A 14,156-nucleotide genomic window follows, 5' to 3' on the forward strand; every position below is an offset into this window, starting at 1 on the left:
GCGCTAATTCAGAACTGTATTTACCACTGCGTAAATCGCAATTGCGTTTTAATTCACGTGTTATAACAGATTTGTCCTTATTTATAAGAATTGCTATTTCACTTTTATTGTAGTTTTGACCTAATAATACACCGATTGTGTATCTTTGTTCGCTGGTTAAGTGGCCCATTATTTACAACTTTGGTCAGGAGCAAATAAAGAACATTTATTCCATTCGAGAGAGAGGGCTTTTTAAAAGTCCTCTCTTTTGAAAAAATGTCTTTATCTCCCCCCTAAAAGTTGCATTAATTAGTTGAATCTAGTAGCATAAATATTAGTTAGTCTAAAAAGGAAGAATTCTATTTTTCTAACTCCTCTAAATTGCGATCTAAATGCTTTTATTTTGGCATTGAAACATTCGGCCGAAGCATTTGTACTTCTGTTATCAAAATAGTTCAATATGGTTTGATAATGATTCATTATAGATCTTGAGATTGTATTGAAAGACTTAAACCCAGATTGATTTACTTTCTCGTGCCATTTGGCTAACCTTTAAAGTTCAATAATTTTATCGGTTGTTTTCCCAAAGAAATTTTTTACATCCTTTGCTACATTGTATGCTTTTTCGATATCGGGATACAATTCAAATAATAATGCGTCACGGTCTATTTGGTTTTACTCACATTTTTATTTGAATTTTGGTCTTCGTGATGTGCTTCGCAGTTCTGACCATTTTGATTTGTTTTTACACAGAAAGTATCGGCTTCTAGCCCTTAATTGTAACTATTGTCGGCAAATTGGAAAGTATAGAATGATTATTTCATCAAAGTATTTTTTGGGAATTAAATTGTGGTGACGATTTTCTATAGGAATTAAATTGATCTCTTTTAAGTGAAGATGAAGTGTCTCTATTCCTTTTTTGTAAATGATTATTTCGAAGTAATCAACAATAAGTTCTGGTTATAATAATTTTATAAGTTCATCAAAAGAATCTACTTCGAATGGTTGTATATAAATTTAAATATCCCTTATTTAATATTTCTCTACAACTTTTAGAACTGTTTCAGTAGTACTCAAAAAGATTAAATAATTGGAATAATAAAAAATAAATTTTTAGAACAACTCAAGATACCGATTTAAAAGTTTTGATTTTAGAATTGAAAGATATAGTTTGATCATTAATGCTTTGATAGTCAAAGTAATTTAATTTTGATGGATAATTAATCATTGTTGTGTTAAGGACACTATCAAAGCTCTTTAATTTTGATTTATTTACAATTCTTAATTAGTGCGCTAATTTTAGCATAGCCATATTTTATCATCATATGAATTGTGAATATTTCGTAATTTATGTGATAATTTGTTTACAGTTCTTACAGCAGTATATAACTCAAATAAAAGATGAGCTCTTTCTTCTTGCTTAATTGGTTCACTTATCTTAATTTATAATGTAAATAGCGAATTGTATCTAATTATAGTTGTGCAGTATCGCCTTTATTCAATAGTTGAGTGGTATGTAGTTCATTTTCGGATTTTGCCGGTAATATTAAGTGATTCTTGATGTTCATAGTGTTTAATCGCTGTTTCATCGTAATTTCTTTGAAAGCTATATAGTTAATTTTTGTGTAAGTATATGTTTGGTTTCTTGTATTGGTTTCGGAAAACATTTTCTATGTATTAACTTCACAGAATTACCTATTTTTACCATAACTTTTATAAAGGCTTGTCTTTTTTTAAATCAATTTTCCTGACTTTCGCAATAACTTGTTTATTGGTAGTTCTAGTAGAAATAGCCGGTTACTACCGTTTTTACCTTTTTATATTTATTGATAACAATAGTGTAAAGTTATCATTTAACAAGTGCTACTTCATCAATCGGTAAATGAGTTCCATGTTTTTGGGTAAATAATTACTAGGTGAACATGTTCTGTAGTTTCCCAAGTATTAAATGAACTGTTGTGTTGTTTGGATTGTCATTGGAACGTTTAACCATTAGTACCAAAGAAACTTTGAATAGTGTGTAAGTCAGTTGCTGTATTATCCCTTAGTATTTTTAAAAAAGATAGAAGTTCTCGCGTCATAGGTGGTTTTTATCAACGAACTACAAATGTTTTTTGATGATTTCCTCGATAATTTTATATTTCTAAAGACAACGTTTACTACAAAAAATATACAGTCTTACGTTGAAGAGTGAAATCTTGGATATTAATTTCATCTAAAAAGGCTGTAAATACAAATTCTGGAATATCAAACTTTTTTGTTGCTGTGACTTTTTCTTCGAAATATAGCTGTAGGTTTTCTTCAGAACTAATAGCAGAAACTTTTTCAAAGTCGTTTATTAAAAAATGAGTAAGCATAAATTTTTATAGTTCTATGGGAATTCTATCCACATTATTACAATAATAAATATCTTCTTTTTTATCAAATCCTCCATAGGTTTTGCTCCTTATCGTTAAATAATAATTTAATGTAAAATCAAAAACCAATAGTGTGATTAAATTTCCTATTTCTATAATTTTTTTAAAAATTTAAATTTTATCGGAACAGTTTTAAATCATTTTCTTTCTAATTTAACAAGCAATTAGTATCTATTTGATGTTCGCAAATTATTGCTTTCTCAGAATTATTAAGTTAATTTCTTAATTTTGTTTTAAGATTTTTAAAGACTGTAAAAATTCTCCTTTTGCTTTAATATTTTATTCCTGAGTAATTACTTCTTGTGATGTTAGTAGTCATATAAATTAAAATTTTCTTTAAATACTTGTTTTAGTTTAAATTTATCAATAAAATGTCATTGACATTATGCTGGTTTACATTGTTTATGTATATGATTAACAGTTGTTTAAATATGTTGTTATAAAATAGTTAATTTTTTATTAAAATTTGATTTGTTCAATGGAAATAAAATTATACTTTTATTTTTTTAAATTATTAGTCATTTATTTTAAATTACAAGTAATATTATATTAATTACAAAATTGGGTTTATGAAGAAAAAATTACTTTTATTTTTACTGTTTAGTTTATTATTTGGTTTCTTTTTAAGTTCGAAGAATATTAATAATGATATAAATTTTTACCAGCGAGGTTTTAAGGTTTCTACGAAATCATTACATTCGGATACAATAAAAAAGCAGAAAAAGAATTCAAGAAGTTTAAAAAATTCAAGAATTCTGGCTGTTTTGCCTTCTCCTTTAATAACTGCAGGGAGTTCCTGTAGCGATGGTGTGAATCCGGTACAAGTCAATGTTTATGCTTTTGGAGTAAATGGTAATGAGACTATTGAGTGGTATACTTCTCAATCATCAGGTATTCCTATATATACCGGGAGTGTTTACAGTCCAAGTATTAGTGCTACGAGAACCTATTACGTACAGAGTAGATCTGGAGGAGATACCAGCATTCGAGTACCTGTTGTTGCGTCTGTTTACATTGTTCCTCCTGCAGTCTTCTTGACAGTTTCTCCAGCTAATAGTACTTCTTCTCCTTTGTGCATAGGTACATCAGTCACTTTCACGGCTACTGGAGGAGGTGATTTATTTGAATTTTCAGTAGATGGTGTTGTTAAGCAAGTTATGTCAACAAACAAAATTTTTGTAACTAATGATTTAACAGATGGTCAAGTAGTAAGGGTGCGTACTAGATATGCCGTAAATTTTGATGGAAATGTTACAGAAAAAGCGTGGGGAACGGGTTCTTTAGAAGATAATTTTCTGTCAGTTCCGTTATCTTCCACTGCTTCAACTGGATACATTAATTCTTTAAAAATAAGCTCAACAGAAGATAAATTAATATTTGGCATACTTGGAAAGTCACTTAGTAACAGAAGAATTTTGTTATTTCTTGACACAAAAACCGGAGGGTTCAATATTTCTAATTATGGAGATGAAGCTGGGTCGATTCCTACCGTTAATGCCTTTAATTATTTTAATAATAACCCAAGTACGTTTGACTCTTATTTTCAAGCAGATTATTGCCTTGCTATTGGAACAGATTCAGGTGAAACTAATTATAGTGCGGATATAATTGAATTAAGAACTGGAACCTCAATTAAAACAAATTTAGGAATAGCAGCCACAGGAATTCCTTCTTCTGTAATGGGAGTGAATAAAAATAACGCTGGAATAAAGGACTACAGTTTAGGCTTTGAAGTCGAAATTTTAAAATCACTCTTAGGATATACAACTGGGGATATTAAATTTTTTGCTATGACTTTGGCTGATCAGGATGAAGCGAATTATTTGGTTACAAATTCTTTTTTAAGTCCAGAGAGAAGTGGTAATTTAGATTATGGAAATGGAGCTGTGGATTATAATTTGAAAGACCCAAATCCTGTCGTAGTTGCAGCATCTGCATTGACACCGTGTTACTCAGAGGCTAATATTACAATGAGTTTTGCTGAGAAGCCAACGGTTGCTACTGTTGGCGGAAACCAGTCCAAGTGTATTCTGACAAGTGATCCTTTGGGTGGTAATACACCGTCAGTTGGAACGGGTTCTTGGTCAAAAAAATCTGGACCGGGAACGGTTGCTTTTAGTGATAGTACAAATGGATCTTCAACAGCTTCAGTTAGTGTTGAAGGAGTTTATGTGTTTACTTGGACCATTACAAATGGCCAATGTACTCCATCGTCAGCTGATATCAGTGTAGAATTCAATGTAACACCTTCTCCAGTAATCGATGCAATAACGCAGCCAACTTGTTCTGATAATTCAGGTAGTGTTTTATTGAGGGGATTACCATTAGTAGGTACTTGGATTATAACACCGTCTTCAGGTAGCCCTGTATCTGGATCTGGCAGCACTTATTTATTTGGGAACTTATTAGCATCCACGAGTTATACTTTTACAGTTACGGGAGTAAATAATTGTACTTCTGTTCCATCGTCACCAATATCCATTAATGCGATTCCAACTCCTCCGGTTGTTCCGACAACAACGAGTGTCATACAACCAACTTGTGCGACTCCATCGGGAAGTATCTCAATCACCACACAATCTGGAGTGGAATACAGTTTGAATGGAACAACGTATCAATCTTCGAATATATTTTCAGGATTGGCACCAAATACTTATACTTTGTATGTAAGAAATACAGCGGATAATACTTGTGTAACCCCATCTTCAGCTGCAGTCACGATTAATGCGATTCCAAATCCTCCGGTTGTACCAACAACGGCGAGTGTGATTCAACCAACGTGTGCGACTCCATCGGGAAGTATTTCAATCACCACACAAACAGGGGTAGAATACAGTTTGAATGGAACAACGTATCAAACTTCGAATACATTTTCAGGATTGGCACCAAATACTTATACTTTGTATGTAAGAGATACAGCGGATAATACTTGTGTAACCCCATCTTCAGCTGCAGTCACGATTAATGCGATTCCAACTCCTCCGGTTGTTCCGACAACTTCAAGTGTAATACAACCAACGTGTGCGACTCCATCGGGAAGTATTTCAATCACCACACAAACAGGAGTAGAATACAGTTTGAATGGAACAACGTATCAAACTTCAAATACATTTTCAGGATTGGCACCAAATACTTATACTTTGTATGTAAGAAATACAGCGGATAATACATGTGTAACGCCATCTTCGGGTGCAATCACGATTAATTCGATTCCAACTATTCCGATTGTTCCGACAACAACGAGTGTAATACAACCAACGTGTGCGACTCCATCGGGAAGCATTTCAATCACCACACAAACAGGCGTAGAATACAGTTTGAATGGAACGACGTATCAATCTTCCAATATATTTTCAGGATTGGCACCAAATACTTATACTTTGTATGTAAGAAATACAGCGGATAATACTTGTGTAACCCCATCTTCAGCTGCGATTACGATTAATGCGATTCCAACTCCTCCGGTTGTACCAACAACGGCGAGTGTGATTCAGCCAACGTGTGCGACTCCATCGGGAAGCATTTCAATCACCACGCAATCTAATGTAGAATACAGTTTGAATGGAACAACGTATCAAACTTCGAATGTATTTTCAGGATTGGCACCAAATACTTATACTTTGTATGTAAGAAATACAGCGGATAACACTTGTGTAACGCCATCTTCGGGTGCAGTCACAATTAATGCGATTCCAAATCCTCCGGTTGTACCAACAACGGCGAGTGTGATTCAACCAACGTGTGCGACTCCATCGGGAAGTGTTTCAATTGCCACACAATCTGGAGTGGAATACAGTTTGAATGGAACAACGTATCAAACTTCGAATGTATTTTCAGGATTGGCACCAAATACTTATACTTTGTATGTAAGAAACACAGCGGATAATACATGTGTAACGCCATCTTCGGGTGCAATCACGATTAATGCGATTCCAACTCCTCCGGTTGCACCAACAACGGCGAGTGTGATTCAGCCAACGTGTGCGACTCCATCGGGAAGTATTTCAATTACCACTCAATCTGGTGTAGAATACAGTTTGAATGGAACAACGTATCAATCTTCGAATGTATTTTCAGGATTGGCACCAAATAATTATACTTTGTATGTAAGAAATACAGCGGATAACACTTGTGTAACACCATCTTCAGCTGCGATTACGATTAATGCGATCAAGGTAATTCTTACACCAACTGCTGAAAGTGTTGTTCAGCCTACATGTGCGACTCCATCGGGAAGTATTTCAATCACCACGCAATCTGGAGTGGAATACAGTTTGAATGGAACAATCTATCAAACTTCGAATACATTTTCAGGACTGGCAACAAATACTTATACTTTGTATGTACGAAATACAGCGGATAATACATGTGTAACTCCATCTTCGGGTACAATCACAATTAATGCGATTCCAACTCCTCCTGTTGTTCCGACAACTTCAAGTGTCATGCAACCAAGTTGTTCGACTCCATCGGGAAGCATTTCAATCACCACGCAATCTGGTGTAGAATACAGTTTGAATGGAACAACGTATCAATCTTCAAATACATTTTCAGGATTGGCACCAAATACTTATACTTTGTACGTACGAAATACAGCGGATAACACTTGTGTAACCCCATCTTCAGCTGCAGTCACGATTAATGCGATTCCAACTCCTCCGGTTGTACCAACAAATGTGAGTGTGATTCAACCAACGTGTGCGACTCCATCGGGAAGTATTTCAATCACCACACAAACAGGAGTAGAATACAGTTTAAATGGAACGACGTATCAAACTTCGAATGCATTTTCAGGATTGGCACCAAATACTTATACTTTGTATGTAAGAAATACAGCGGATAATACATGTGTAACGCCATCTTCGGGTACAATCACAATTAATGCGATTCCAAATCCTCCGGTTGTACCAACAACGGTTAGTGTGATTCAGCCAACTTGTGCGACTCCATCGGGAAGTATTTCAATCACCACGCAATCTGGTGTAGAATACAGTTTGAATGGAACAACGTATCAATCTTCGAATGTATTTTCAGGATTGGCACCAAATAATTATACTTTGTATGTAAGAAATACAGCGGATAACACTTGTGTAACACCATCTTCAACTGCGATTACGATTAATGCGATTCCAACTCCTCCGGTTGTTCCGACAACGGCGAGTGTGATTCAACCAACTTGCGCTACTCCATCGGGAAGTATTTCAATCACCACACAATCTGGAGTGGAATACAGTTTGAATGGAACGACGTATCAATCTTCGAATGTATTTTCAGGATTGGCACCAAATACTTATACTTTGTATGTAAGAAATACAGCGGATAACACTTGTGTAACACCATCTTCAGCTGCGATTACGATTAATGCGATTCCAAATCCTCCGGTTGTTCCGACAACTTCAAGTGTTATACAACCAACTTGTGCGACTCCATCGGGAAGTATTTCAATTACCACTCAATCTGGTGTAGAATACAGTTTGAATGGAACAACGTATCAATTTTCGAATGTATTTTCAGGATTGGCACCAAATAATTATACTTTGTATGTAAGAAATACAGCGGATAATACTTGTGTAACGCCATCTTCTGGTGCAGTCACGATTAATGCAATACAAGTAATTCTTATACCAACTGCTGCAAGTGTAGTTCAGCCTACATGTGCCACTCCATCGGGAAGCATTTCAATCACCACACAAACAGGAGTGGAATATAGTTTGAATGGAACAACATATCAATCTTCGAATGTATTTTCAGGGTTGGCACCAAATAATTATACTTTGTATGTAAGAAGTACAGCAGATAATACTTGTTTGAAGTCATCGGCAACAATGATAACAATAAACGCAGTTCCAACTCCTCCGGTTGTTGCAACAACGGCTAGTGTAGTTCAGCCAACGTGTGCAGTACCGTCGGGAACAATTTCGATAACTCCTCAATCTGGAGTACAATATAGCTTGAATGGTACAACTTATCAAACATCAAATACTTTTACAGGATTGGCTCCCAATAATTATATTTTATATGTGAGAAATAGTGCTGACAATACATGTTCCGTACAAAGTACAGGAAGTGTAACTGTTAATCCACTTCCTTTATTGCCATCAACACCAACTCTGGTGCGGGTTACGCAACCAACTTGTTTTGTACCATCAGGAAGTATCGAGATTGCTACCCAAGCAAATGTTCAGTACAGTATAGGTAGTGGTTATCAAAACAGTGCTGTTTTTAATAATTTGGCTCCTGGAAAATATACAATGAGCGTACGATTTACAAATAGTATTGCGTGTATAACTCTAGGTTCTGAAACAATTATAAACGCTATTCCTCCACAAATTCAATTTGAAACCATAGCAGACTGTGAAAACAAAGAATATACTTTAACTGCTAATCCACTATTACGTTCATATGATCCAAACAATGTGTCTTATCAATGGAAAGATAAAGCAGGAAATTTAGTAGGTACTAATTCAAATGTGCTAAATGTAACTGATGTGATTGCGTCGAATCCAAGCGGACAAGTAGTTTTTCCAGTAACATATACGCTTACTGTCACTTCTTTAAACACCGGTTGTGAAACATCAAGTGATGTAATTGTTGAGTCTGTTTATTGTAACATGCAAAAAGGAATTTCTCCTGATGGAAATGGTTCGAATGACTTCTTCGATTTAAGATTGATGGATGTCAAGAAACTGGAAATCTTCAACAGATATGGCATTAAGGTTTACAGTCAGAATAATTATTCCGACCAATGGAATGGTCAGTCAAGCAAAGGAGAAGATCTTCCAAGTGCTACCTATTATTATGTTATAGAATTCAACAGTGGTGAGCCCAAAACAGGTTGGATTTATCTGATCAGAGAAAAACAGTAATTAATATATTTATTAGTCCACAACTATTTTTAGTTGACTTATAAACAGAAAAAATACAGATATGAACAAAATACTATTGATGTCTCTTTTAACTCTCTTCACATGTATAGATGTAAAAGCGCAACAAAATCCACATTATACACAATACATGTATAATATGAATGTTATCAATCCGGCCTATGCAGGTTCAAAAGAGAGTGTTTCTTTTGGTCTTTTATACAGAAAACAATGGGTCAATATTGAAGATTCACCTGCTTCATTTACTTTTTCAGGACATGCGCCAGCAGGAAAAAATGTTGGTATTGGTATCTCTTTCATATCAGATAAAATTGGACCGGTAACAGAGCAAAATGTATTTGGAGATTTCTCTTATACGTTGAAACTAGGAGATACACAACGATTGGCATTTGGTGTAAAAGGGGGAGTTTCTTTTCACAAAGTAGGACTTCGAGACATTCAATCGAGCCTGCCGGACCCCTCGGAAGGTATCTTTGGTGAAGATATTAACGACACATCATTAAATTTAGGAACAGGTTTGTTTTACTATACAGACAAATATTATGTAGCATTATCGCTTCCCAATATGATCAGATCAGCGCATTTAGATTATAATGGACGAGAATATGGCTCAGATGTTTCACATTATTTCCTTACTGCAGGTTATGTTTTCGATGTTAATTATGAGCTTAAATTCAAGCCTTCTTTAATGTTGAAGTCAGCCTTTAATGTAACGCCTTCTTTAGATCTGTCAGCTAATTTTTTATATCAGGAAAAGTTCGAAATTGGAGCAACTTACAGGTTGCAAGACAGTTTTGGCGGAATGATAAATTTTGCAGTGACTCCTGAGTTAAGAATCGGATATGCATATGATCATATCGTCTCAGATTTAAAAGTAACTGCTCCTTCGTCACATGAATTTATATTGTTATATGATTTATTTGAATCGAAAAAAGTGTCCCGTTCTCCTAGATTTTTCTAAAATTTAATTACTCAACGTAATGAAAAAAAATACAATATTACTGTTTTTTGTGCTAGCTAGTTTTTCACTTAGCGCACAAAACAAAGAGACTAAAAATGCTGATAAATTATTTGAAAGCTATGATTATGTTGAAGCTGCCCAAGAATATATCGCATTAGTCGAAAATGGGAATTCCGATACGTATGTGAGCAAGCAACTCGGAAATAGTTATTTTTATACACACAATACTGTAGAATCTGAAAAATGGTATGCTAAAGCAATACAATCTCAGCAAGATGCGGAAACCTATTATAGATATGCTCAAATGTTAAAATCTAATGGCAAATATGCGGAATCAAATACTCAAATGAAAACGTTTGTCAATTTGATGCCTAATGATCAACGTGCCGTAGCATTTACTAACAATCCAAATTTCCTCTCGGATTTAAATGCTATAGAAAATCGATTTGAGGTTGATAGAATTTCAGTAAATTCAGAACAATCGGATTTTGGTGCCGTTCTTTATGGCGATGTGCTTTATTTTGCGAGCGCCAGAAATGAAAGCAGTAAAATGTATGGCTGGAATAATGAGCCGTATTTGGATATTTACCAGTCTACATATAATGCTGATGGAAGTTATGCTGAGCCAATTTCTACTAATGAATTAAATAGCAGGTTTCATGAAGGCCCGTTGACGATGACCAAAGATGGCACTGTTATTTACTTTTCAAGTGAAAGTTTCAAAGATAAATTATTCGAGAGAGATAAAGCACATAAGCTGAAGTTTGGTCAGGTTAATTTGTATAAAGCAGTTAAAGAAATCGGAAAATGGAGTTCTATAACTCCGTTGCCTTTCAACAGTAAAAGTTATTCTACCGGCAATCCATCCATCGATAGGGATGGTAAAGTGCTTTATTTTGCTTCGAATATGCCTGGATCTGTAGGAGGAACTGATATTTGGAAAGTAATGGTGAACGATGATGGAACATTTGGTACACCAGAAAATTTAGGAACTAAAATTAACACAGTTGGTGATGAAAATTTTCCTTTTGTAACTGATGATTCCATTTTGTACTTTTCATCAAATGGATTGATAGGTTTTGGCGGTTTAGACGTTTTTTCTATTGATTTAAAAAAAGATGCGGAACCATCCAATGTAGGAAAACCAGTAAATACGGAGAAAGATGATTTCGCTTTTAGTTTTAACACAGATAAAAATTTGGGATATGTGTCTAGTAACCGCTCAGGGAAAGATCATATTTACAGTGCGAGTCCAATCTGCAATGCTCAAATTTTAGTTGCAGTCAAAAGTGCTATAACTGGAGAAATACTTGCCAATTCCAAAGTCGTAATTTTGGATGCTACTAAAACTATTTTAGAAACCCAAATGTCTGATAATAATGGGGAAGTTCTTTATAATGCAGAATGTAAAAAGCCATACACGATAGAAGTTTTTAAAGATGGTTATGTTACTAAATCATTTTCAGCGTCAAGTAAGCAAGGCAAAATAAGTTTTGAAGCTGCAATTGAGCCAATCGCTGTAATTGTTACAGAAACAGAAATTATATTAAATCCTATTTATTTTAATTCTAATAAAAGCGATATTACGGAACGTGGTGCTGCAGAACTTGATAAATTAGTTTATGTGATGTCGCAAAATGATGCGCTCAAGATTAATGTTAAAGCGCACACTGATTCTAGAGGAACCGATGAATACAATGTGGATTTATCAAGCAGAAGAGCTAAATCAACTGTTGAGTATATTATCTCAAAAGGAATTAATGTTGACAGGTTATCAGGAAATGGATATGGAGAATCTGAGCCTAAAATTAATTGTCAAGATCAATGCACGGAATTAGAATATGCCTTAAACAGACGTTCCGAATTTATAATTTTAAAATAAATTACGTAGTTTAAACAATAAAAAACAGGATGCCCTTAAGCATCCTGTTTTAGTTTAATATGACATTTCATTTTTATCTAACCGTGGATTGTTTCTTGTTTGCCATAATTAGTGATAATCGAAGTTTCAAATTCAATCCATTCCTTCCAGCGTTTGTCTACATCTATATTGTCGGCATATTTTCGTGCAAATCCCAGAAAAGTAGTGTAATGACCAGCTTCGGAAATCATTAAATCTCTGTAAAAAGTAGCCAGTTCAACATCTTTTATGTTTTCTGATAAAACTTTAAACCGTTCACAACTTCTGGCTTCAATCATTGCCGAAAATAGCAATCGGTCACAAAGAGCATCTTTTCGGCTACCGTCTTTTTTCATGAATTTGAAAAGTTCATTTACATAATGGTCTTTTCTTTCCCTACCTAAAGTCAGTCCTTTACTTTTTATTAAATTATGAACCAATTGCAAATGATCTAATTCTTCTTTTGCAATGATTAACATTTCCGTTACTAATTCTTCTAATTCAGAATTATAAGTAACTAAACTTATCGCATTGGAAGCAGCTTTTTGCTCACACCAAGCGTGATCCGTCAAGATTTCTTCTATATTTGATTCAACTATATTTACCCAACGCGGGTCTGTGGCTAATTTTAATCCTAACATAATAATGGAATTTATTTGCAACAAAATTAGTGTTTTATAATCTATTTTTGTTCAAATGAGCGGATTGAACTCAAAATAGCATTATTTTGCATTTGAAATTTTATAATAATATGAATCAAGTTCAAAAGCTTTTAATTATTGGTTTTGTTTGGCCAGAACCTAATTCGTCTGCAGCGGGAGGAAGGATGATGCAATTGATTTCACTTTTTAAAGCGCAAGGTTTTAGCATTACTTTTGCTAGTCCTGCGCAAGACAGTGATTTTATGGTTGATTTACAAGAGTACAAAGTGGAGAAAAAATCAATAGCCCTTAATAATTCCAGTTTTGATGTTTTTATAAAAGAATTAAATCCCTCGGTAGTTCTGTTTGATCGTTTTATGATGGAAGAACAATTTGGTTGGCGCGTTTCGGAAAATTGTCCGAATGCGTTACGATTGTTGGATACTGAAGATTTACATTGTCTGAGATTAGCTCGTCAGAAAGCGTTCAAAGAAAACCGTCCTTTCAATACAACTGATCTGTTTGTTGAAGAGGTAGCAAAAAGGGAAATAGCCAGTATTTTGCGGTGTGATTTGTCTTTGATGATTTCCGAATTTGAAATGGATCTATTAGAATCTGCATTTAAAATAGATAAAGCTTTACTGTATTATTTGCCTTTTTTATTGGAACCAATTGACGATATGCAATTACACGAGCTGCCGTCTTTTGAAGATAGGAAAGATTTTATTTTTATCGGAAATTTTCTGCATGAACCCAATTGGAATGCTGTTAAGTATTTAAAAGAAACCATTTGGCCTTTAATTAAAAAACAATTACCAGAGGCTGTTTTAAATGTGTATGGCGCTTATCCTTCGCAGAAAGTACTGCAATTACATAATAAGAAAGATGGATTTTTAATTAGGGGACGAGCTAGTGATGCACAAGAAGTAGTGAAGGAAGCACGAGTTGTTTTGGCTCCCTTGCGTTTTGGAGCTGGTATTAAAGGAAAGTTATTAGAAGCGATGCAGTGTGGCACACCAAGTGTAACGACTTTAATTGGTTCGGAGTCCATGCATGGTGAGTTACCGTGGAACGGTTTCATCAGAGATGATGTTGTTGGTTTTGTAGATCTGGCAGTACAATTATATCAAGACCAAACAATTTGGCTGCAAGCCCAACAAAATGGCGTGAAAATTATTAATCAGCGATATCTGAAAGATTTGTTCGAAAACAACTTTAAAACTAAAATAGAATTTTTACTTTCTAATTGGCAACAACATCGATTGAATAATTTTATGGGAGCTATGTTGCAACATCATACTTTGAAAAGCACTAAATATATGTCAAGATGGATTGAAGAGAAAAATAAAAAAAATCCCGTCAAGTTTTAGAAAC

At 34.4% G+C, this 14,156-nt stretch carries 7 protein-coding genes and 1 pseudogene; 4 read left to right on the forward strand and 4 right to left on the reverse strand.

Going from position 1 to position 14,156, the window contains the following annotated elements; genetic code table 11:
• From ACP7AV_RS16085 to ACP7AV_RS16095, 3 genes and pseudogenes are all read right to left on the reverse strand, one after another.
• The coding region (locus ACP7AV_RS16085) for a helix-turn-helix domain-containing protein (protein ID WP_426092854.1) at positions 1 to 169 on the reverse strand (169 nt) is incomplete at its 3' end.
• A 119-nt stretch (positions 170 to 288) separates the two neighbouring features.
• Positions 289 to 516, reverse strand: a pseudogene (locus tag ACP7AV_RS16090) (transposase); the annotation flags it as partial.
• Positions 517 to 2,138: 1,622 nt separating this feature from the next.
• Positions 2,139 to 2,336, reverse strand: coding sequence for a hypothetical protein (locus ACP7AV_RS16095; protein WP_426092817.1), 198 nt, complete (start codon positions 2,334 to 2,336; stop codon positions 2,139 to 2,141).
• Between the two features lie 629 nt (positions 2,337 to 2,965).
• Between ACP7AV_RS16095 and ACP7AV_RS16100 the strand changes: the two genes are divergently transcribed.
• From ACP7AV_RS16100 to ACP7AV_RS16110, 3 genes are all read left to right on the forward strand, one after another.
• Positions 2,966 to 9,262 carry a gliding motility-associated C-terminal domain-containing protein gene (locus ACP7AV_RS16100; protein WP_426092818.1) on the forward strand — a complete coding sequence of 2,099 codons (6,297 nt, stop codon included), beginning with the start codon at positions 2,966 to 2,968 and terminating at the stop codon, positions 9,260 to 9,262.
• Between the two features lie 61 nt (positions 9,263 to 9,323).
• A complete protein-coding gene (locus ACP7AV_RS16105; RefSeq protein WP_426063368.1) occupies positions 9,324 to 10,241 on the forward strand; it encodes a PorP/SprF family type IX secretion system membrane protein in 918 nt (305 codons plus the stop codon).
• Between the two features lie 19 nt (positions 10,242 to 10,260).
• Positions 10,261 to 12,123: an OmpA family protein gene (locus tag ACP7AV_RS16110; RefSeq protein WP_426092819.1), complete on the forward strand. Its 1,863-nt coding sequence runs from the start codon at positions 10,261 to 10,263 to the stop codon at positions 12,121 to 12,123.
• A 77-nt stretch (positions 12,124 to 12,200) separates the two neighbouring features.
• Here the strand turns inward: ACP7AV_RS16110 and ACP7AV_RS16115 are convergent, their stop codons facing one another.
• Entirely contained in the window at positions 12,201 to 12,782 is a 582-nt protein-coding gene (locus ACP7AV_RS16115; protein ID WP_099713544.1) for a tRNA-(ms[2]io[6]A)-hydroxylase, read from the reverse strand.
• A 110-nt stretch (positions 12,783 to 12,892) separates the two neighbouring features.
• Here ACP7AV_RS16115 and ACP7AV_RS16120 point away from each other — a divergent pair, with 110 nt between their 5' ends.
• Positions 12,893 to 14,152, forward strand: a complete 1,260-nt coding sequence (locus ACP7AV_RS16120) for a glycosyltransferase (protein WP_426092820.1) — start codon at positions 12,893 to 12,895, stop codon at positions 14,150 to 14,152.
• Positions 14,153 to 14,156: the final 4 nt, after the last annotated feature.

Origin of the sequence: Flavobacterium sp. DSR3-2 (genome assembly GCF_049896525.1) — a bacterium.
Taxonomy (GTDB): Bacteria; Bacteroidota; Bacteroidia; order Flavobacteriales; family Flavobacteriaceae; genus Flavobacterium.

Bases quoted from the DNA above. Each gene is read 5' to 3' on its own strand.
- ACP7AV_RS16095 (WP_426092817.1), bottom strand. From the start codon at position 2,336: ATGCTTACTCATTTTTTAATAAACGACTTTGAAAAAGTTTCTGCTATT.
- ACP7AV_RS16100 (WP_426092818.1), top strand. From the start codon at position 2,966: ATGAAGAAAAAATTACTTTTATTTTTACTGTTTAGTTTATTATTTGGT.
- ACP7AV_RS16105 (WP_426063368.1), top strand. From the start codon at position 9,324: ATGAACAAAATACTATTGATGTCTCTTTTAACTCTCTTCACATGTATA.
- ACP7AV_RS16110 (WP_426092819.1), top strand. From the start codon at position 10,261: ATGAAAAAAAATACAATATTACTGTTTTTTGTGCTAGCTAGTTTTTCA.
- ACP7AV_RS16115 (WP_099713544.1), bottom strand. From the start codon at position 12,782: ATGTTAGGATTAAAATTAGCCACAGACCCGCGTTGGGTAAATATAGTT.
- ACP7AV_RS16120 (WP_426092820.1), top strand. From the start codon at position 12,893: ATGAATCAAGTTCAAAAGCTTTTAATTATTGGTTTTGTTTGGCCAGAA.